The 20,402-nt window shown below is 61.4% G+C and carries 16 protein-coding genes; 12 read left to right on the top strand and 4 right to left on the bottom strand.

Features of this window, described 5'->3' with window-relative positions:
• Positions 1 to 11: 11 nt before the first annotated feature.
• The gene (locus C41B8_RS03700; RefSeq protein WP_051882964.1) at positions 12 to 857 is read right to left on the bottom strand and encodes a YiiX/YebB-like N1pC/P60 family cysteine hydrolase; all 846 of its coding nucleotides are present in this window, start codon (positions 855 to 857) and stop codon (positions 12 to 14) included.
• A gap of 295 nt (positions 858 to 1,152) precedes the next feature.
• Between C41B8_RS03700 and C41B8_RS03705 the strand changes: the two genes are divergently transcribed.
• Positions 1,153 to 3,024, top strand: coding sequence for a chloride channel protein (locus C41B8_RS03705; protein ID WP_198025039.1), 1,872 nt, complete (start codon positions 1,153 to 1,155; stop codon positions 3,022 to 3,024).
• A 45-nt stretch (positions 3,025 to 3,069) separates the two neighbouring features.
• Here C41B8_RS03705 and C41B8_RS03710 read toward each other — a convergent pair whose 3' ends face one another.
• The gene (locus C41B8_RS03710; RefSeq protein ID WP_084188446.1) at positions 3,070 to 4,179 is read right to left on the bottom strand and encodes an AI-2E family transporter; all 1,110 of its coding nucleotides are present in this window, start codon (positions 4,177 to 4,179) and stop codon (positions 3,070 to 3,072) included.
• Positions 4,180 to 4,327: 148 nt separating this feature from the next.
• Between C41B8_RS03710 and C41B8_RS03715 the strand changes: the two genes are divergently transcribed.
• The 5 genes from C41B8_RS03715 (at position 4,328) to C41B8_RS19340 (ending at position 12,352) form a co-directional block, all read left to right on the top strand.
• Positions 4,328 to 5,311 carry a 2-hydroxyacid dehydrogenase gene (locus C41B8_RS03715; RefSeq protein ID WP_051882965.1) on the top strand — a complete coding sequence of 328 codons (984 nt, stop codon included), beginning with the start codon at positions 4,328 to 4,330 and terminating at the stop codon, positions 5,309 to 5,311.
• Positions 5,312 to 5,983: 672 nt separating this feature from the next.
• Positions 5,984 to 7,390, top strand: a complete 1,407-nt coding sequence (locus C41B8_RS03720; protein ID WP_037334241.1) for a class I SAM-dependent methyltransferase — start codon at positions 5,984 to 5,986, stop codon at positions 7,388 to 7,390.
• Complete coding sequence (locus C41B8_RS03725) at positions 7,377 to 10,016, top strand: ATP-binding protein (protein ID WP_051882967.1); 2,640 nt, start codon at positions 7,377 to 7,379, stop codon at positions 10,014 to 10,016. Before C41B8_RS03720 ends, C41B8_RS03725 begins: the two co-directional genes overlap by 14 nt.
• Positions 10,013 to 11,176 carry a hybrid sensor histidine kinase/response regulator gene (locus tag C41B8_RS03730; protein WP_037334245.1) on the top strand — a complete coding sequence of 388 codons (1,164 nt, stop codon included), beginning with the start codon at positions 10,013 to 10,015 and terminating at the stop codon, positions 11,174 to 11,176. The genes C41B8_RS03725 and C41B8_RS03730 overlap by 4 nt, the downstream gene beginning before the upstream one ends.
• 27 nt (positions 11,177 to 11,203) lie before the next feature.
• On the top strand, positions 11,204 to 12,352 hold the full coding sequence (locus C41B8_RS19340) for a response regulator (protein WP_051882970.1): 1,149 nt from the start codon (positions 11,204 to 11,206) through the stop codon (positions 12,350 to 12,352).
• A gap of 384 nt (positions 12,353 to 12,736) precedes the next feature.
• Here the strand turns inward: C41B8_RS19340 and C41B8_RS03740 are convergent, their stop codons facing one another.
• A complete protein-coding gene (locus C41B8_RS03740) occupies positions 12,737 to 14,431 on the bottom strand; it encodes a 2-isopropylmalate synthase (protein WP_037334248.1) in 1,695 nt (564 codons plus the stop codon).
• Positions 14,432 to 14,591: 160 nt separating this feature from the next.
• Between C41B8_RS03740 and C41B8_RS03745 the strand changes: the two genes are divergently transcribed.
• Positions 14,592 to 15,086 (top strand): Lrp/AsnC family transcriptional regulator, encoded by a 495-nt coding sequence (locus C41B8_RS03745; RefSeq protein WP_037334251.1) that lies wholly within the window; start codon positions 14,592 to 14,594, stop codon positions 15,084 to 15,086.
• Between the two features lie 115 nt (positions 15,087 to 15,201).
• A complete protein-coding gene (locus C41B8_RS19970; RefSeq protein ID WP_084188448.1) occupies positions 15,202 to 15,354 on the top strand; it encodes an entericidin A/B family lipoprotein in 153 nt (50 codons plus the stop codon).
• A gap of 48 nt (positions 15,355 to 15,402) precedes the next feature.
• Here the strand turns inward: C41B8_RS19970 and C41B8_RS03750 are convergent, their stop codons facing one another.
• On the bottom strand, positions 15,403 to 16,020 hold the full coding sequence (locus tag C41B8_RS03750) for a hypothetical protein (protein WP_156962398.1): 618 nt from the start codon (positions 16,018 to 16,020) through the stop codon (positions 15,403 to 15,405).
• A gap of 272 nt (positions 16,021 to 16,292) precedes the next feature.
• On the opposite strand from C41B8_RS03750, the gene C41B8_RS03755 reads away from it, so the two are divergent.
• The 4 genes from C41B8_RS03755 (at position 16,293) to C41B8_RS03770 (ending at position 20,292) form a co-directional block, all read left to right on the top strand.
• Complete coding sequence (locus C41B8_RS03755) at positions 16,293 to 17,873, top strand: DHA2 family efflux MFS transporter permease subunit (protein ID WP_037334256.1); 1,581 nt, start codon at positions 16,293 to 16,295, stop codon at positions 17,871 to 17,873.
• A 27-nt stretch (positions 17,874 to 17,900) separates the two neighbouring features.
• Positions 17,901 to 19,106, top strand: a complete 1,206-nt coding sequence (locus tag C41B8_RS03760; RefSeq protein WP_084188450.1) for an HlyD family secretion protein — start codon at positions 17,901 to 17,903, stop codon at positions 19,104 to 19,106.
• 65 nt (positions 19,107 to 19,171) lie between these two features.
• Positions 19,172 to 19,465, top strand: a complete 294-nt coding sequence (locus tag C41B8_RS03765) for a hypothetical protein (protein WP_037334259.1) — start codon at positions 19,172 to 19,174, stop codon at positions 19,463 to 19,465.
• A gap of 68 nt (positions 19,466 to 19,533) precedes the next feature.
• Complete coding sequence (locus C41B8_RS03770; RefSeq protein ID WP_037334262.1) at positions 19,534 to 20,292, top strand: SDR family oxidoreductase; 759 nt, start codon at positions 19,534 to 19,536, stop codon at positions 20,290 to 20,292.
• The last annotated feature ends 110 nt before the right edge of the window (positions 20,293 to 20,402 follow it).

Below are 20,402 nucleotides of genomic sequence, written 5' to 3' on the forward strand. Positions count from 1 at the left end.
CGTCGGCCCACCTACTTCCGTAGTCGGCGCCCCCGGCGAACCGGACGCGAGGCACACGGCGCGTCGTCGTCCCAGAGCAGATCGCGATAGCGGTCGACGTCGTCACCAAAGAACGGATACTTGATGATGTCGAAATACGGCGAGTAATCGAAATCGCGCGGCGTGATCAAGCGGCCGTTGCGGCGAACGAAAATCATCTCCCCATGCTCGCCGCGGTGAATGGTGGGCAGAATCGGATAGTGGACACTGGCAAAGGCATTGGCCAACAAGGTCGAGCAGATGGCGCGAATCATGTCGCCATGGCCCGCTTCGAACAGGGTCGAGCGCCAATGCCGGGGCAAGACGCCGTACGGTAGAAAGAAACGCAACAGATCGAGGATCTGTCGCGTGTCGTAGGGCGTACCATAGCGAGCGCAGGCATAGCTGATGACCGCCGCCCGGTCGGACTCGGGCATATCGCGCGGCCGGCAGATGCGCAAATGCTCGCCACGATACCGGGCCAACGGGGACACGCGCACACCGTCGCCCATTTCGGCCTCAAGCAGAATCTGGGTGTCCGGCGGCCAACCCGCCTGAGCGACGACCTGCCGAACCTTGCCCTCGGCCAGCGTGTCAGCGCGACCGATATACAACGCGGCATGGCTCCAGGAACTGAGCGTTACGGTCTGAATCACGCCGGCCACTCGGCTGCGCCCAGCGACGAGGACCACATCGGCGGGTTGCAGATGTTCGCTCAACCGGGCGAAGTCGGTGCGCGGCGCCGGAGCGGGTTGCACGTCGGTGGACAGCCAACGACTGACCCAGCGCACCAGCCGCGCCCGCCAGTTCAACCCGGTCTTGCCTTCGACCCCGCTCATGCACCCGAGTGTAGCGCCGTTGTGGTGCAACCACGACTCGACGAATGGGACTGCGCAGCGGCCGGCCCGCAGCGCCGGTGCCGCTTGGCGAACTTTAGCGAGAAATCGATTGTTTTTTGCCGCAACTCCCGACGACATCGATAGTGTTTAGAAAACCGACACTGATTGATGTATCATGCGTTTCGCGCAGCGACTCGATCCGGGCCGTTGCCGACATCCACACTCGACGATGTCGATCGCGCCCCCAGTCCGGGGCGGCGCTGATCCTTCGTCGCCGACAACGAAGAGAGACCCGGTGGCCCGGCCACGCACGATCGAACGCTCCAGCCTGTTGCTCAGCCTGCTCGCCGTCGGTGTGGGTATTGCTGCGGGCTATGGTGCGGGTGCTTTCCGCGCGCTGATTGCACTGTTCCACAATCTCGCCTTCTCCGGCCAGCTCTCTTTCGCCTACGACGCCAACCAGCACACCGCGGCCAGCCCGCTGGGCCCATGGATCATTGCCGTGCCCATGGTCGGCGCACTGATCGTCACCTGGCTGGTGAAGAGTTTCGCGCCGGAAGCCAAGGGCCATGGCGTGCCCGAAGTGATCGACGCCATCTATTACAAGGGCGGCATCATTCGCCCGGCGGTAGCGGCGACCAAGGCACTCGCGTCCTCGATTTCGATCGCCACCGGCGGCGCGGTCGGCCGCGAGGGGCCGATCATCCAGATCGGATCGGCGCTGGGTTCCACTGTCGGCCAACTGGCGCTGCTGCGCGAATGGCAACGCAATACGCTGATCGCCTCGGGCGCTGCGGCCGGCATTACGGCCACCTTTAATGCGCCGCTCGGCGGGCTGCTGTTCGCCATCGAGATCATCCTGCCCGAGACCTCGGGCCGCACCTTGATTCCGGTGTTGCTGTCGACCGGTTCGGCCGCCTTCGTCGGGCAAAGCCTGTTCGGCACCAACCCGTCGTTCAATATCCCCGCCCTGGGCAACGACGGCCTGGTGCTCAGTTCGCCGCAGCTGCTCGTTGTCTATGTCATCTTCGGGGTGTTGCTCGGGCTGGCCGCCTGGCTTTTCACCCGCAGCATCTATTGGTTCGAAGAAGGCTTCGAGAAGCTGCCGGTCAACGATTACGTCCGTCATGTCGCCGGCATGGGCATCGTCGGCGTGATGATGTATGCGTTCCTGGTCTACGGTGGCCACTACTACGTCGAAGGCGTCGGCTACGCGACCATCCAGAATATTCTGGAAGACGTGCTCACCAACCCGTGGCTGCTGCTGCTGTTGTTCGGCGCCAAACTGCTGGCGACCTCGCTCACCCTGGGCTCGGGCGCATCCGGCGGCGTGTTCTCGCCGGCGCTGTATCTGGGCGCGACGCTTGGCGGCGCTTTTGCCGTGGCCATGCAGCACGTCGCCCCCGGCTTTCATCTGGACGTGGCGACGATGGCGGTGCTCGGCATGGCCGGTGTCGTGGCTGGCTCGACCGGCGCCGCGCTCACCGCGCTCGTGATCATCTTCGAGATGACGCGCGATTATCACGTCATCATCCCGATGGTAATCATCGTGTCGATTGCCTATGGCGTGCGCCAGTTCCTGATGGCCGACACCATCTACACGTTCAAGCTGACCCGGCGTAACCACCCGGTGCCGGGCTCGCTGGAAACGAACCTGTTCATGCTGCGTAAGGCCTCGGACTTCTACGACCCGCGCGTCGTGCGGGTCGGCAGCACGCGTGGCATGGCCGAAGTCCGCCGCCGCTTCCGACGCTTCGGCCGCCAGGCGCCCAACGTGCTGGTGCTGGACGCCGAACAGAATATCCAGGCGATCTTCTCCTCGCGACGCCACTATCGGCTCAAGGGGCGCGGCGGCATCGGCATCCGTAGCTGGGTCGACGAGCACATGGAAACCGACTACATCGTGGTCGGCGCCGAGGACATGATCTTCGACATCGTGGGCCGGCTGCGCGCCGCCAACTGCGAAGTGGCGCTGGTGACCGAGGACGGCAACATGAGCCATCCGCGCGAGGTTCAGGGCGTGCTGACACTATCCGACGTGGCGCGCTCTTCCCGCCTGGCCCGTCAGATGGAGCGTCGGCGCAAACTCCGCCCCACGCTCAAGCCCGCGCGCAGCGATAAGCCCCAAACCACGGCCCCGGCCGAACCGGCCGAAGACGACGCCTAGCAGGACACGCGCCCGCCCCTTGCAGGCGGCGCGATGTCGTCGTTATCAGCGGCCAAGCGCACGGCCGAGCGGCCGCAGCTCGGCGATATGGTCGCAGGTGACCTTGCAAACCAGCAGCAGCGGCACGGCCATCAACATGCCGGCCACGCCCCACAGCCATCCCCAGAAGAACAACGCGACGAAGACCATGAGCGGGCTCATGGCAAAACGATGGCCGTGAATCATCGGGGTGATGAAATTACCTTCCAGCACGTTGAGCGCAAACACGGCCAGCGGCGCCGCCGCGACGTGCGCGAGCGTATCGAAGGTGGCAAACGAAGCGAGCGTAATCAGTCCCAGGGAAACCGCGGCACCGACGTAGGGCGCGAAATTGAAGATCCCCACGATCACGCCCCAGAGCACTGGATCGGCTAAGCCGATCAGCCATAGCACCAGCGCCGTCACGGCGCCCAGCGTCATGTTGATCAACGTCACTGTGGCCAGATAGCGGCCAATATCGGCCTGCAAGTTCCGGACGATGCACACCGCGTTGGCGCGGCTGCGCGCCGACGGCATGAGCAATAACAGCTGTTTGAACAGAGTACCGCGACCGGCGAGCATGAAATACAGCAGGATCAGCGTCATCACCAGAATGCTGCCGGTCCACTGCAGGTTCGTGATGATGCGCGCTCGCAGCCCCTTGTGATTGATCTCGATGGTCTGCTTGCTGGCCTTGCCGATGAGCTTGGTCGCGGCCTTCTTGATCTCCTTGGTGCTCTCGTTCATGTTCTGGATCTGCTTCTGCAGCTCGCTCGTCTTGTGATTGAACGAGGAGAACGCCTCGGGCGCGCGGTTGATCCAGTATTCGGCGGGCCCCGTGAGCATGTAGATGCCATAGCCGGCGATGGCAGCACAGCTGGCAATGATGAAGGCAGCGGACAGCCCACGCGGCAAATGCCAGCGCTCGGCGCGCGTCACCAGCGGTCCGAGCAGCATATTGAACAACAACGCCAGCGCGATCGGAATACAGACGAACCGAGTGAAATACAACGTATAGCCGAGCGCCAGCACCAGCAGCGCGGTCAATACGAGCGAACGTATGCTGAGCGGGCGGGAAAACAGCTGAACCGCGCCCTCGTCCGACATATCCTCTGGCGACGCGCTCGACTCCGACATTCACAATCCCCTTTCTTATTCTCCGACGCCGCCCCCGGCCGATCCGGCTCAAGATACGCCCGGCCCGTAGGTCGCGCCATGCGTGTATTGCCGGAGGTGCGAGTCGCGGGCTAGATTGCCCGCAGGCCCCTACCGACCGCCCCGCCTCATGAGCTCGACCGTTCTCGTTTTCTCCGATAGCTTGCCGGACGATCAGAAAGCCCGGCTCGCCGAGCGCTACACGCTCGCCGATTTCTCTGCCTACGACGCCCCCAGCACCGCGCCCGGCTTCGACGACGCGCTCGCCCGGGCGCGGGGCGCGATCGGCGTTTCCATGCGCTGGCCGGCCGAAACCATCGAGCGGGCACCCCACCTGCGGGTGCTGTCCAGCGTCTCGGTTGGGGTCGACGCCTATGACGTCGCCGCCTTGTCGCAGCGCGGGATCGCGCTCGGCCATACGCCCGACGTGCTGACCGATACCACAGCCGACACGGCAATGACCCTGCTGCTTGCAACCGCCCGCCGCGTGGTCGAGCTCGCGGAATGGGTCCGCGCCGGCCAGTGGACGGCACCGGTCGGCCGCGACCAGTTCGGCGTGAACGTGCATCACAAGCGCCTGGGCATCGTCGGCATGGGCCGTATCGGCCAGGCCATCGCCCGGCGAGCGGCCTTCGGTTTTGGCATGGAAGTCGTCTACCACAACCGCTCGCGCAAGCCCGAGGCGGAAGACGAAATCGGCCTGCGCTACGTCGAATTCGACGAGCTGCTGGCCGATGCGGATTTCGTCTGCGTGGTCGTGCCCGGCACCGACGACACCCACCACATGTTCGACGAAGCCGCGTTCGAGCGGATGGCGCCGCATGCGATCTTCATCAACATCGCCCGAGGTTCGGTGGTGGACGAAAACGCCCTCGTGGCCGCCCTCGACGCCGGTGGCATCCGCGCAGCCGGCCTCGATGTATTCCAGGGCGAACCGATCGGCGCTGACCACCCGCTGGTCGGCCGCAACGACGTCGTCGCCCTGCCGCATATCGGCTCGGCCACCTTCGAAACCCGCTACGACATGGCACGCCTGGCCGTGGACAACCTCATAGCCGGCCTCGAGGGCGAGCCGATGCCGGCCTGTTACAACGCCGCTGATCTTGAACTCTGATTCAAAAGCAGCGGCCGACCCGAGCGCCGGCTGGCGCCCGCCCTGGGCCGGCGCGACCGAGAGCCTCGGGACGCGGCTCTCGATTCTTCAGCTGGCACGGCAACAGCTAGACGCCTCGGACCTTACCGTGCCTTGAGCAGCGGTAGCCCGGAGCGCCACGGGCTTGAGCCGTCAAATGGATCGCTCGCCCCGAAGTCCGGCGTCCAGACGTTCATGGTGGGCGCCGTTGATTACGCCTGCCAGATAAAACCGGCACGACGAAACCCCCTGCGCGTACCATTGGGCCCCCAGACACCTACCCAGGAAGCCGGCACACCGAGCACAGCACGCGACGCCCAATGAAAGATCGCCTTCCAACGCAACATCCGCTTTATCGCGCCGGAGTCTTATTCCAACGCTGCATCACGATGCAGCCGGGCACGCCAACGCGAAATCGGCAAAAAGGATCCGGTCGGAAGTTCGACCGCCGCCGCGATCTATTTATTGATCATGGCCACACGGGCATCGGCGATACACCCCGAAGCCGATTCGGCATGCACAACAAGCTGAACAGCCTCTCGCGACGATTTAAACAGCACGTTTCCATGCGCGTAAGCGCGACATGCGTGCTCGGCACGACCCAACGACAACGATGGCTGCCAAATAACCCAACACCTTCTCAAGGAGCGCTTCGTGGCTACCATCCATAGTCTCAACGACCTGATCGTTTTCACGAACAGCCAGGGCACGGCGGCCCGTGGCAATTTGGTCAAAGTGTCGCGCACCACGCTAATTTTCGAAGTATATAACCCGTACTCCATAGTCCAGCTGAGCGAGGTGCTGCACAGCCTGGAGATTCGAGGCAACGACCGGGTCATCTACCGTGGCCGCGCGGTCGTCAGCGGCCTGGTCAACACGGGCCTGATGCTCATCGTTTCGGCCAGCCTTCTCGACCCCTGGTCCGAACTCATCGGCCTGGCCGGTGACCGCGAAAACATCCGGCACGAGATCCATCAATTCATTGACGAATGGCAAAGCAATCAGCAGATCAGGCCGGATTATCAACTCAGCGTTTCGCGGCTACGCTCGTTCCTGACCGCCTTGAATCGCTGGCTCGAACATCTGGACTTCGAGGATGACAGAGGCGATACCGCCGCCTCCCGAGACCAGCTATTTCCAGATCTCGCCGAGCCTCTCGTTCCGCCCCTGATCGAACTGTTCAGCGACTTCGAAAAGCAAGCCTCTCAGATCCCGGAGGAAGAGCGCATAACCCACATGCGCTACGCACAAGATGATCTGCATCCGCTTCTGATGCGGGCCCCTTTCGTACATCGTGCCTACTACAAGCCCCTCGGATACGCGGGCGACTACGAAATGGTCAACATGATGCTGCGCGACCCGCGCGAAGGGCCCACGATCTATGCCCAGCTCATCAACACACTGTATCTACAAACCGGACCGGCGGAGGCACATCGGAACCGCATCAACATCCTGGTCGACCAATTGCGTGACCAGATTACGCGTCTACGCAAAGAAGCCCCGGACAAGACACCGCGGATATTGAACGTCGGATGCGGCCCGGCCATCGAGCTACAGCGTCTGATCCGCCAGAGTCGAGCCATCGAGATCTGCGACATCACGCTCATAGATTTCAGTCGCGAGACGCTGGATTACACCGAAAAGCAACTCAACGAGGCCAGTGACGCCAGCGGCATTCGACCGCAGATCACGTTCTCCCACCAGTCCGTTCACGGCTTGCTGCGCCATGCCTCCAGGCCCGAAGGCTCGGAGCAGGACGAGTACGACATCATCTATTGTGCCGGCCTGTTCGACTATCTTTCCGATCGCGTCTGCGCCAGACTTCTCAATCTATTCCACCAGTGGTGCAAGGAGGGCGGCCAGGTCATGGTCACCAATGTGCATCCCGACAATCCGGCACGCCACTGGATGGAGCATTTGCTCGAATGGTATCTGATTTATCGAGACGATACCGACATGGAGAAATTGGGCGCCCCTTTTCCGAACCATCAAGCCTTCAAGGACGAAACCGGAATCAACATCTTTTTGCATATCACGAAAGATTCGAATGCTGGACAATGATGGAAAAGACGAGGCGCTAAAGGCCTGGGAAGCCTACGACCGGTCCGAGCGCATCAGGTTTTCGAAGATCGGATGCATTCTGGCGCTGATATTGATGCCGGCCGGGGTAAGTCTGGATATTTTTGTATATCCAGGCCATGCAGCCACGTTCTTCTGCTTCCGCCTGGTGGCCGACGCCTTTCTGCTGGTGATTCTGGCGCTGCACTTTCAGCAACGAGGCAAATTTCCGGCCGGCGCACTCATCTTTGCATGGCTATCTGTGGCCCAGATCGCGATTTGCATGATGATTTACCTGACCGACGGCTTCGCCTCGACCTACTACGCAGGGCTCAATCTCGCAATTCTCGGCATGGGCATCCTCTTGCCCGTGAGTTTGATTGAAGTCCTGATCTTCTCCGGCATGACGCTCGCGCTGTACCTGGCGGCGGGTTTCGCCCATTCGCCGGGGCCTATTAATTTCGGACTGCTCTATAACAACGTCTATTTCATGCTGACGACGTCCGTCATTAGTGCCACGGCCGTTTATTTCAGCCGCAGAAGACGGCTCCGGGAATTCAGCCTCAATTTCGAACTCAGCAATCGAAACCAGGAGCTTTCCGAGCTCGATCGTATTAAGTCCGAGTTCTTTGCCAACATAAGCCACGAATTCCGCACGCCTCTCACGTTGATCCTCGCGCCACTGGACGGTTTGCTGGAGGAACGCGAGAGCCTCCCGGAACCGGCCGTTCGCAGACTCGATTTGATCCGACAGAACAGCCTTCGTCTGCTTCGCCTGGTTAACGATCTATTGGACGTGATCCGGCTCGAAGAAGGCCGCGCCGATCTCGATCGACGAAACCTGCGCTTCGACACTCTTCTCGCCGACGTCATTCAATCCATGGTCCCGCTGGCGGAAGCCCGCGGTATTACGCTGACCCCAGATCTGGATGCCTCGCCCATCGTGGTTATGGGCGACCGCAGCGCGCTGGAAAAGGTGTTCTTAAATCTACTGAGCAACGCCATAAAATTCACACCGAAAGGCGGGAATATCAGAGCCAGCAGCATCCCGACGGCCGATTCGGTGGCGATAACGATAGAAGATACCGGGATAGGCATGCGCCGCGAAAGCTTGCCATACGTCTTCGACCGCTTCCGGCAGGCCGATAGCTCTTCGACTCGAAAATACGGCGGCACGGGGCTCGGGTTGGCGCTGGTCAAAGAAATCACCGAAGCTCACGGCGGCCAAGTCACTATCGATTCCGAACAAGGCCAGGGGACGACGGTCCGGGTCACGCTGCCGACGCTTGCAATCGATACACTGAATCCCGAAACCCCGGTTGAGATCGAGACGGACAACGACATTGCGCCGCAAAGACAATTGGATCTTGCGGCGCAGCTCGCGGCTGTGGCGACCACGCACGAACCGGAGACCGACTTGTCCGAGGAGGACAGCACGGCATTCGAGCACACCGTCCTCGTGGTGGACGATGAACCGGATATGCGTCGGTATCTCGCCGATCTGCTGAGCAAGGAATATCGAGTGATCGTTGCCATCGACGGCAAGCAGGCTCTGGAAGTCGCCCGTCGAGAGCGCCCCGCACTCATCGTACTGGACCTCATGCTTCCCGAAATCGACGGTCTGGAAGTCTGTCGACGCATTAAGCAGGACATCGATTTACGCGCCTCACGAATCGTGTTGCTCACGGCCCGGGCGAACGAGCCGTCGAAGCTGATTGCCCTGGACAACGGTGCCGATGATTTCCTCACCAAGCCGTTCAGCGGAATCGAAGTGCGAACCCGCCTCCGCAACCTGCTGCGTAACGCCAAACTCGAACGCGACCTGCATCGTCGCAACAAGGATCTCGAGGACGCACTGAACCGATTGAGCGACGCCCAGGACCAACTGGTTCATAGCGAGAAATTGAATGCGCTCGGCCGTCTTTCGGCCGGTTTGCTGCACGAAATCAACAACCCGCTGAACTACACACTGACGGCGCTGGAATTCGCCAAGACTGACCCTGCCGTCGAAGCCGACAGCGATTTACGGGAAATACTGGGCGATATCGATGAGGGGATGCAGAGGATACGCGGGATCGTCAAAGAGCTGCGCGCCTTTGCCTATCCCTCGAAAAGCGAGAAAACTGCGTTTTCTTTATCCGGTGCCGTTTTGGCCGCTATTCAGATGTCGATACACGAAGCTCAGGGAATCCGCGTGAACAATCGAGTCGGCGACGACTGGGTGGTCATCGGCTCTCGCAATCACATCACGCAAGTCACGATCAATTTACTGTCGAACGCATTCAAGGCTATACGCTCGACGGATATGCACGGTACCGGCGAAGTGACGATATCCGCGACCGAGAAAGGCGATCGCGTATCGGTTTCCGTACTCGACAATGGCTCGGGCATCGCGCCCGAAGACATCGATCGCGTATTCGATCCTTTTTACACCACAGCTGATGTCGGCGAGGGTATGGGAATGGGGTTGAGCGTTTGTCAGACGATCATTCGAAATCACGACGGCGAACTCACGGTCGACAGCGAGAATGGAAAATGGACTCGCTTTAGTTTTGACTTGCAGCTCGGCGCGCTGGAGTTGGAAACCGAGGAATCAAGCCTTCAAAGTGCCGCGCATTATTCGCAATGACCACGTCAGCTAACGGAGAAATCGTCCTGTTCGTCGATGACGAGCCGATGATCCGGAAATATTTCGAGCGCGCGTTCAGCCGGGACATGCGCATCATGACGGCCGACGGAAGCCAGGCCGCATACACTGTTCTCGAGACGTACGGCGAGGATGTTGCGATTCTGATGACCGATCAGCGCATGCCAGCGGGCGATGGCGTATCGCTACTGCATGCGGTGAAGACGGAATATCCCCATATCGTTCGCCTATTGACGACCGCGTATTCAGAGCTGGAACACGCTGTCGCGGCCGTCAACCAGGGCGAGATATGGCGATACATAACAAAACCCTGGGACCTCGAATCCCTTCGAGAAACCCTGTCCGATGCGCTGGAAGTCTACCGTTACCGAAAATACGAACAGGCGCTGCTCGCCGAGCGCCGCCAAGCCACGCTCACCGTGGCCAGCTACATGGCGCACGAAATGCGCACCCCGTTGCGCTCCATCCACGCCGGCGCACGCGGCCTCGAAAAACACCTGTCGACCCTGTTCGACGGCTACGACTGGGCGATCCGTCATGGCGCGGATATCGAGCCGCTCACCCAGCGGCACCGAGCGATCCTCGGCGAGTCGACCGCCAATATGCAACGGGTCGCAAACCGAGCCAACGCCGTTATAGAGCTGTTGCTGGCCAACGCCGGGGCATTCCGCATCAGCCCGGATTCCTTTGAGCTATGCGCCATAACCGATTGCGTCGAGGCCGCGCTGGAAGATTTCCCATTCAATGACCTGGAACGATCTATTGTGCAATGGGATAAAGGCGACCATTTCTCTTTCAACGGATCGATGCATTTGATGATCCTGGTTCTTCACAATTTATTGCGGAATGCCCTTCGCGCGGTTATTGCCAAGGGAAACGGCACGATCAGGATTTGGGCGGATGCCCGAGACGACATAAACTTCTTGCACGTCAAGGATACGGGAACAGGTATCCCGGCACGTTTGCTACCGCGAATATTTGACGATTTCGCGAGTTTCTCGGGCGACCAGCACGGCGCTGGGATCGGGCTGAGCTTCTGCCATAAAGTAATGGCCAGCTTTGGCGGGGACATTCGCTGCTCTAGCGTAGAGTGCGAATACACACAATTCGATCTCCAGTTTCCGTCAAGACAGAATGAATAGCGCCGACACCACGGAGCAGGGATTCACATGAGCCAAAGCAGCCCCCACGATCCCAGCCGCGGATGTGCCATTCTTTACGTCGATGATGAAGAAATGGCGCTGAAGTATTTCCAGCGCGCTCTGGATAAAGAATTTTCAATTTACGTCGCCACCGATGCCAATGCGGGATTGGACATCCTGGAAGCGCACGGCGACGCCATCGGCGTTGTGGTAAGCGATCAGCGCATGCCAGGGCTCTCCGGCGTCGAGCTGCTGAAAAAAGTGCGCCGCAACTGGCCGCATATCGTGCGCATCCTAACCACCGCTTACGCCGACCTCGATGACGCTATCGAGGCCGTCAACGCAGGCGAAATATTCCGCTACATCACCAAGCCGTGGGAAACCAAGGCGCTTCGAGCCGAAATGAAGCAAGCAGCGAGCATGTTTCGCTTGCAACAGGAACGCACTGAACTCATCCGCGAAAAAATGAGCGTTTGGCAGCGCCTGATCCAACTCGGGCGTTTGCGCGATTTGATCGTGATGGGCGGCAGCGTCAATACGCTGCGTTACGGCGACGCGGCGGTCGCCGCGTATCTCCAAGATCATGTCACCGCGAACCAGAACGATGATCTCGCCTCGTCTCGGCATCTCGACCTCTGGCAGCTTACCGAGACCGAGATCAGCCGGACCCTGTCTTTCGTCAGCCAAGTGGTCACACGCATCGTGGACATCGCGAATCGCGACGAGCCTTTCGCAACCGTGATTGATGCGGAGCGCCTGCAGCAACTGGTGGCCGATGCTTTTCCGAACGTGACAATCGCCGACCGTGACCGGGTACCGCACATTCGAGGCGCCGAGCCCGTCCTGACGCGACTGCTCGAAGAACTCGCCACCGCCACCGGGCGCCCGACGGACCCAGTTTCAATTCACCCCGCCCATGACGACACCGCGGTATCGTTTTCTATTCCCTGCGCTGTGCTGCCGACGGATAGCGGGCTGACTTCAAGCGACGCAGCCGGACTGATGGCGTCCTACCTGTTGGCGTTCCATCACGGGGGGCGCTTGGAACTGGAGACCTCACAAGATAGACGCCGTTATATGGTCACGCTTCCGGCCGACCCTGTGAGCGCGCATCCAAAACCGCTTTCCAGCGGGTGGTTGGCGCCGCTTCTGGTTCGTCTGGAAGGCTGGGATTGATAGCGACCGCAGAACAGTTCATCAGCCGCGGGCATCGGCTCGGCCAGCCATAAAAGACAAACCCCGGAGCGGCAGCGCCCCGGGGCTTGATGTATACGAACGCGCAGCGCGATGCTAGGGCGTGTTGAGGTTTCGTGCGAGTCCGCGCCAAGCGCAGTTTTGCGGCAAGACGAGGCGTAGCGAACGTGGCGTAGTCGTTCTACGCGAGAGAGCGACAACGCTGTATTGCCGCAAAACAGCGCTTGTCCCGAAGGGTTGGGCCGCAAATCGCGCCCTGCGGCGTTGCGAATCTGGGTCGTGGCACACCACGACACGGCGACTCGCGCCTTGCCGGACACGATTTGCGGACGCCAACGCGGCGCTCTCCCGAAACCTCAACACGCCCTAGCCCGCCAGCGCCGTCAGGCCGCCGCGCTGGCCAGTTTCGTCGGTTTCGCGCGAGAGGTTGATGGCGCTGATGATGGCCTTCATCGAGGCCGACAGCGTATCGGCATCCTCGGCGACCGCCGGAATACGCGTGGTATCCGACTTGAGCTGCACGAAGGCGATGGCATCGGCGTCCGAGCCGGTCGACAGCGCATGCTCGGCATAGTCGGCGATCGCGATCTCGTCGCCCGTGTATTCGTTCCAGGCATGCACGAACGCGGATAGCGGGCCGTTGCCCTGACCTTCCAGGGTGAACTGGTCACCATCCTCGGACAGCGTCACCGAGACTTTCTGGCCCTCGCCGGCACGACGCACGCTGTAGTCCACCAGCGAGATCGGCGCCTGGCGATCGAAATGCTGGAACAACAAACTGCGGATCGCGGCCGAACCCAGCTCGCCGGTGACCTTCTCACTCTCGCGCTGTACGTGCGGCGCCAGTGCCAGCATCATCCAGCGCGGCAGGTTGATGCCGTAATCGCGCTCCAGCAGGAAGGCCATGCCGCCCTTGCCGGACTGGCTGTTCACGCGAATAACGGCCTGATAGTCGCGGCCGATGTCGCGCGGGTCGATCGGCAGATAGGCCACCTGCCAAGGTTCGTCCTCGCCCTGCTTGCGCAGCGACTTGCGGATCGCATCCTGATGGCTGCCGGAAAACGCGGTATAGACCAGCTCGCCGACCCAGGGGTGACGCGGGTGGAGCGGGATGCCGGTGCATTCGTGCACCACCTTGATGATCTCGTCCGGATCCGACAGATCCAGCTCCGGGTCCACGCCCATGCCGTAAAGGTTCATCGCCAGCACCACGATGTCCATATTACCGGTGCGCTCGCCGTTGCCCAGCAGGCAGCCCTCGACACGCTCGGCGCCCGCCAGCATGGCCAGCTCGGCCGCCGCCAGGGCGCCGCCGCGATCGTTGTGCGTATGCACCGAGACGATCACCGAGTCGCGATTCTTGATGTGCTGGCAGAAATACTCGATCTGATCGGCGTGATGATGCGGACCGACCTGCTCGACGGTATTAGGCAGGTTGAAGATGATCCGGTCGTCCGGCGTCGGGCCCCAGACATCCATGACCGCCTCGCAAATGCGGACCGCAAAATCGGTTTCGGTCTGCGAGAAGCTCTCGGGCGAATATTCCAGCCGCCAGTGCACGCCGGGCCGGGCCGCCGCGTTTTGCTTGACGCGCTGCGTGCCCTTGACCGCGATATCGATGATGCCGTCCTGATCCATCTCGAACACGCGCTCGCGCTGGATGGTCGAGGTCGAGTTGTAGAGATGGATGATGGCCCGCGACACGCCTTCCAGCGATTCGAAGGTCTTGTCGATCAAGTGATCGCGGCACTGGGTCAGCGCAGCGATGGTGACATCGTCGGGGATCTGATCTTCCTCGATCAGCCACCGCACGAAGTCGTAGTCGTGCTGGCTGGCCGACGGGAAGCCGATCATCACCTCCTTGATGCCGATATCCATCAGGAGTTTCCACATCTTCTGCTTCTGCGCCACGGTCATCGGCTCGAGCAGGGCCTGATTGCCGTCGCGAAGGTCCTCGCTCACCCAGATCGGCGCGCGCGTGATCTCGCGCTCCGGCCAGGTGCGGGTGAAGCCCGTTACCCGCGGCGGGCGCTGGTATTTGCGATGGTCGAATCGGGACATGACGAAACTCCTGACGAATACGAACGCCGGTCTCGGCCGGCGATGTGCCCATGATACGCCGGTGAACGCGACAGATGATTGCCAACCATGGCGCATCAGCGAACGACTGCGCTAAATTATTGCTTCAAACGATGCATTTCTAGAACAAAATTGCATAGCCATGGCCGACACTCGCAACAGCGAATTTCTCGACCGATTCGATCGCCAGATCCTCGAGATCCTGCAGACGGAGGGACGGATCAGTAACCAGGCGCTCGCCGAACGGGTGAATCTCTCGCCGTCGCCGTGCCTGCGCCGGGTCCGCGCGCTCGAGGCCGCCGGCTTGATCACCGGTTATCGCGCCACGGTCGACGACCGTAAGCTGGGCTACGGCCTCAACGTGGTTCTGATGATTCGCATGGACCAGCACACGCCGGAACGCTTCGCCGAATTCGAATCGCGCGTCGCAGAACTGCCGGAAGTACAGGAATGCCTGCTCATTACCGGCCAGGAAGCTGAATATCTGTTACGCATTTCGGCGGTCGACATGGACGATTACCAGCGCCTGCTGCTCCAGCACATCACGCGAATCCCCGGCGTGTCCGGCGTCCATTCGAGCTTCGTGCTACGCCGGGTATTGCACGACCGCGCACTGCCGCCGCGGGCATCGGTCTGAACGCCCACCCCCGGTCAGCCTCTGTTCATTGGTTTTGGGGGGTACAATACGTCGATAAGTTGCCGCCATCAGCCGTGGTGGCATGAGAATAACCATGGCTTCGCAAGGGTATGTCATGAAAAAGATTACGTTGGGCTTGCTGCTGATTCTTGCCGCATCGGTCGGTTTGGCCGGCTGCAATACGATGGCCGGCTTCGGAAAAGACGTGCAGGATGCGGGCCAGAGCATCCATAAAAGCGCGGAAAAGCATAAGCCCGACGGCGACTGATGAACGGCCACGTCTGAGCGAGAAGACCGCCGCGCCGTTGGCGGTCTTCTACGTTGAGTTGCCGGAGAAGGTCAGGCCGTCGAGTAGTGCGGTCAGCCGCTTGAAGGCCGCCTTCTTCGTCATCGGCGGCGTCGGATTGCCGGGATAGACGCCCGGATTGGTGCCATCGACGATCAGATCGATTGCATAACAGTGCCCATGCGCAACGCCGCGATAGGCATGCCGCAGCATGAAGTGATTCATGCCGGCATCCTCGCTATCCCGTCGCGTAAAGGTCACGCCGTCGATGACGACGGTCGACGTCGCGCCCGTCTGCCTGTCGCTCGGCAGCGCACAATGTTGGACTGCCCGACGATCGTCGCTCACACCTAGCCTGAACTCGCCCGTAGTGAGCTTGTTCGACCGCGGCAGCATCAACGTCAGTAGCCCCCTGCCCGGGACGGCCTGTGCCGCATCCGGATTCCAGCGCGACGACAGTAAATAACCGCTCTGGAAGCCGTGGGCGGCGTCCAGCGATGCCGGATAGACCATTGCCACGCCATATTCAGCGCTGACGAACTGCGCCGCGCCCGGCCCGTGACTGGCGGGCTCGTGTGTACATCCCGCCAGTGCCGCCAGCCAAACGCCGGCCGCCGCGCCACCCAGCACTCTGCGTATTCGACTCACATCCCACCCTTTTGACGCGTTTGACCTATGGCGTGTGGAGGTTTCGTGCGCGCGCCGCGTTGAAGACCGCAAATCGCGCTCTGCAAGGCGCGAGTCGCCGCACCGTGGCTCGTCACGATCAAGACTCGCAACGCCGCAGGGGAAGGATTTGCGCCCCAATCCGAAGGGACAAGCGGACTCGTACGAAACCTCAACAGGCCCCGAGCGCGCATCGCGCTCCTTTTCTGTATACTACACAATCTTTTCTGCCACCGTTTTCCGCTCGGAGTGCCATGACCCAGGTCGAGGCCATGTTCGAGCGCTACGGGCCCAAGTACCGTCTGTACGTCACCATCACGGTGTTGTTGGGGCTCGTTGCGCTTGGCATGTCAATCACGATCGTCAATGTCGCGACCCCTTATATCAAGGGGGCGTTCGGCATGAGCGCCTCGCAGGTACAGTGGTTGTCGACCGGATTTCTGGCTGCGACCACGGTCACGCTGCTGATCTCGCCGTGGCTGATGTCCGCGTTCGGCCAGCGCAAGACCTACGTCGGGCTCTTACTGGTCTTCATCGCGGCCTCGTTCATGGGCGGCTGGGCTACCGGCATGGGTATGATCATCGCCGCGCGCGTGGTTCAGGGCGCCATGACCGGCGTGATCCGCCCGGTCGCGCTGGAAGCGCTGTTCGCTGTATACCCGCCGGAAAAGCGCGGCCTGGCCACGGCCATCTACGGCATGAGTCTAGGGCTGCCGCTGACCCTGGCCAGCGTTGTGGGCGGCTATCTGGTAGATCATTTCAACTGGCGCTACGTATTCTTCATTGTGCTGCCGGTATGCGCGGCGGCCATCCTCATGGGGCTGATATTCCTGCCCGATCGCGAGGAAACCGGGCGCAAACCCAAGCTCGACTGGATCGGCGCCGTCGTTCTGTTCATCGCCATTTTTTCGGCGCTGGCGGCGATCGCCAATGGCCAGCGCTGGGGTTGGGGCGACGCCACGATCCACTGGCTCGAGGCCATTGCAATCGTGGGCACGGGCTTCTTTATCTGGTGGGAACCACGCCAGGAACGGCCGATCCTCGATCTCGATATATTCAAGACGCGTGAATTCCTGGCCGGTTCGATCGTCCTCTTTCTGTTCGGCGGCGCGTTCTATGGCGTGATGTATCTGCTGCCGCAGTTCATGGATGCCATCCTGAGCTATAGCCCGATCACTTCGGGCGAGTTGTTCGTGCCCTCGACCTTCGTGCTGGCCGTGCTGGTCCCGCTGGTCGGGAAGTTCAGCGACCGGATTCCGACGCACTGGATCACCGTGCCGGCGCTGGCCGTCACCGCGTATGCGACCTGGCGTTTCGCCCAGGCCGACTGGAACAGTTCGTACTTCTATCTGAGCCTGTCGATGGCTCTGGTCGCGACCGGCATGGCAACGGTGCCGCCGCCGACTCTGTCGCGCTCGATCGGCTCGTTGCCGCCGCGCCTGATCAGCTACGGGTCGGGCGCGATCAACTTCGCCCTGCAGCTGGGCGGCGCCTTCGGCACGGTCGCGCTGGTGGCGATGATCGACCGGCGTACGGCCCTGCACAGCGCTCAGCTCACCCACCAGGGGCTGACGCCGGGCAATCCGATGGCGATGGAAGCCATGCGCCAGTACGGCGAGATCGCCCAGCGCACCGGCACCTCGGACGTTTATCGCCAGGCCGCGGCGAGTGACCTGTTATCCCGGGTGGACGCGACCTGGGCCACCATTTATGCCTATCAGGACGGCTTTCTCATGGTCGCCGTCGCGCTCGCGGCGGTCATCGTACCGTCGTATCTGCTGTCCCGCTGGGGACAACAACGGGCCGCCGCCCGCAGGGCCGCCGAGGCCCAATAACCGTTTTCGACACGATTCAAGCACCTTATGGCCGACACAAACGACAACAACACCGCTCGCGGAAACAAAAACTCCGGCTCGCCACGCAAGCGTCAGCTCAAAATCGCCGCGATCGTGATCGCCGCGGTGGTGATCGTGGTATGGCTGGCGTTCTGGCTTTATCACCGTTTTACGCACGTCAGTGAGAACGACGCACGAGTCGCTTCGCACGAAATCACCGTGTCGTCGCGTCTGTCCGGCCGCGTGACCGGCTTCGACCTGATCGAAGGCGACAAGCTAGCCCAGGGCGACCGGATTGCCCAGCTCTACCGCAAGCCGGACCAGCTCAAGCTGGAGCAGATCAATGCCGAGATCGCCAACATCAAGGCCCAGCTGCAGTTGGCCAATCAGCAGATCGCGGGCGGCGTGAAGTCGGCAAAAGCCATGCTGGCCGCCGATACCGCGGCCATGCATGCCGCCAGGTCGCGCATGGGAAAAGCGCACGATAACTATGTCCGCGCCCAGAATCTTTACGAAGCCAAGGGTGGCACCGAGAAACAGCGCGATATTTATCGCTACGACTATCAATCGGCGCAGGCCGACTACAAGAAGGCGCAGAGCCAGGTACAGCAGGATCAGGTCGCGGTAGCCAACGCCCGAACAGGCCTGCTCGCCGGCGGCCAGATCAGCAATCCGAATGTCCTGCAGACCCAGCTCAAGCAGGCCAAAGCCCGGCGTGCACACCAGCAGAACACCCTCGACGACCTCACCGTGAAAAGTCCGATTCACGGCGTCGTCGACAAAACCTTCATCGAGCAGAACGAGTATGTGTCGGCTGGCCAACCGATCCTGATGATGCACGATCCGAACGATGTCTGGATCGAAGCCAATATCAAGGAAACCGAGATCAGCGATCTAGCCGTTGGCCAGCCGGTAAATATCTCGGTCGATGCGCGACCGGACACGACCTACAAGGGGCATGTCCAGGTTATTGGCGACGCCGCCACGAACCAGTTCGCGCTACTGCCCGATCCCAACCCGTCCGGCAACTTCACCAAGATTACCCAGCGCATCCCGGTACGCATCGCGATCGATCAGGGACCCAAGCCCAAGCTCGCGCCGGGCATGATGGTGGAAGTGGATATCGACATCACGGGCAAGGGCACCACCGACAAGCGCGCGCAGCAAAAACCGATCAAGACGCGCGCCGAGCAGATCCCGACCGACAACAAAACGAACGCCGGCGGGCAATAGACCGAACACAGCGGCTCGCAGCGCGGGCCGTGTAGACTGCTCGCATTAGCGGCCGGCACTACGCGATGAACGACAACACCCCGTTCCATTGGCTCGGCGAACAGATCGGCCGACTGCTGCGGCTCGTGGTGGACGGGCTCGCCTGGGTGCTGACCCATATCGGTAGCGCGTTCTCCAGCTTCTACCATGGGCTCGGCCAGGCGCTTGGCATCTCGCCGACGCTCACGTCGCTGATCGTGCTGCTCGTCGGCCTGGCACTGCTGCTCTCCGGCTTGCGCGCGCTGTTCCGGGGCCGGATCTTCGCCGCGGCCATCGCCGGCATTCCGGGCATCGCGATCCTGAGCTGGCTGATTCAGTAGGCCCGGTCGGCATCGAGTGGCGGGCGACGCTCGTATGCTGAAGTCATCGACTCTCGTGGATCATTGCGATGACCGACAAGCATATTCTCATTCAGGGCGCCGGGCGCGGCCTGGGCCTAGCGCTGGCGCGTCGCGTACTCACGGACGCCACCACTCGCGTCACCGCAACCGCACGCGACCCCGAGGCCAGCGAGGCGCTGGTCGGGCTGCGTGACGAATACGGCACCGACCGCCTCGAACTGGTCGCGCTCGATATCACCGACGAATCGAGCATCGCCACCGCCCGGGCGAGTGTCGGCGAACGCCACGGCCGACTCGATTTGATGATCACTTGCGCGGGCCTGCTGCACGACGACGCACGCGATCTTTGGCCGGAAAAGAAGCTCTCCGATCTAAACCCGGGGCATCTGGCAACCAGTTTCTCGGTCAACGCCATCGGACCGGTGCTCATGATCAAGCATTTCCATGATCTGATGACCCACGGCGATCGCGCCGTGATCGCTAGTATTTCGGCACGCGTCGGCTCGATTTCAGACAACGGCTACGGCGGCTGGTACGGCTACCGTGCGTCGAAGGCCGCCCAGAACCAATTCACGCGCACGGCAGCGATCGAACTGTCGCGCCGAGCAAAGCAAGTGATCTGCGTCGGCCTGCATCCCGGCACGGTCGACACCGGACTGTCGGCGCCGTTTCAGAAACGGTTGCCCGAAGGCCAACTGCAAACCCCGGATCAGGCCGCTAGCCACCTGCTGGGCGTGATCGCTCAATTGCGGATCGAGGATACCGGCCAGCTGTTCGACTGGGCCGGCAAGCCCATCGCGCCGTGAACATCGACCGCGGCACGATAACGAAAAAAGCAAAAATACAAGCCACACGTTCGCAATAAAAAACAGGTCGCGCCTGATACTTTTTTTCTATCGCGCGACCGTCATCATAC

The organism is Salinisphaera hydrothermalis C41B8 (assembly GCF_000732535.1).
GTDB lineage: Bacteria > Pseudomonadota > Gammaproteobacteria > Nevskiales > Salinisphaeraceae > Salinisphaera > Salinisphaera hydrothermalis.

Coding starts and splice junctions, on each gene's coding strand:
- C41B8_RS03745 (WP_037334251.1), top strand. CDS start 14,592: ATGGCCGACACTCGCAACAGCGAATTTCTCGACCGATTCGATCGCCAG.
- C41B8_RS19970 (WP_084188448.1), top strand. CDS start 15,202: ATGAAAAAGATTACGTTGGGCTTGCTGCTGATTCTTGCCGCATCGGTC.
- C41B8_RS03715 (WP_051882965.1), top strand. CDS start 4,328: ATGAGCTCGACCGTTCTCGTTTTCTCCGATAGCTTGCCGGACGATCAG.
- C41B8_RS03760 (WP_084188450.1), top strand. CDS start 17,901: ATGGCCGACACAAACGACAACAACACCGCTCGCGGAAACAAAAACTCC.
- C41B8_RS03755 (WP_037334256.1), top strand. CDS start 16,293: ATGACCCAGGTCGAGGCCATGTTCGAGCGCTACGGGCCCAAGTACCGT.
- C41B8_RS03765 (WP_037334259.1), top strand. CDS start 19,172: ATGAACGACAACACCCCGTTCCATTGGCTCGGCGAACAGATCGGCCGA.
- C41B8_RS03770 (WP_037334262.1), top strand. CDS start 19,534: ATGACCGACAAGCATATTCTCATTCAGGGCGCCGGGCGCGGCCTGGGC.
- C41B8_RS03710 (WP_084188446.1), bottom strand. CDS start 4,179: ATGTCGGAGTCGAGCGCGTCGCCAGAGGATATGTCGGACGAGGGCGCG.
- C41B8_RS03730 (WP_037334245.1), top strand. CDS start 10,013: ATGACCACGTCAGCTAACGGAGAAATCGTCCTGTTCGTCGATGACGAG.
- C41B8_RS03740 (WP_037334248.1), bottom strand. CDS start 14,431: ATGTCCCGATTCGACCATCGCAAATACCAGCGCCCGCCGCGGGTAACG.
- C41B8_RS19340 (WP_051882970.1), top strand. CDS start 11,204: ATGAGCCAAAGCAGCCCCCACGATCCCAGCCGCGGATGTGCCATTCTT.
- C41B8_RS03700 (WP_051882964.1), bottom strand. CDS start 857: ATGAGCGGGGTCGAAGGCAAGACCGGGTTGAACTGGCGGGCGCGGCTG.
- C41B8_RS03725 (WP_051882967.1), top strand. CDS start 7,377: ATGCTGGACAATGATGGAAAAGACGAGGCGCTAAAGGCCTGGGAAGCC.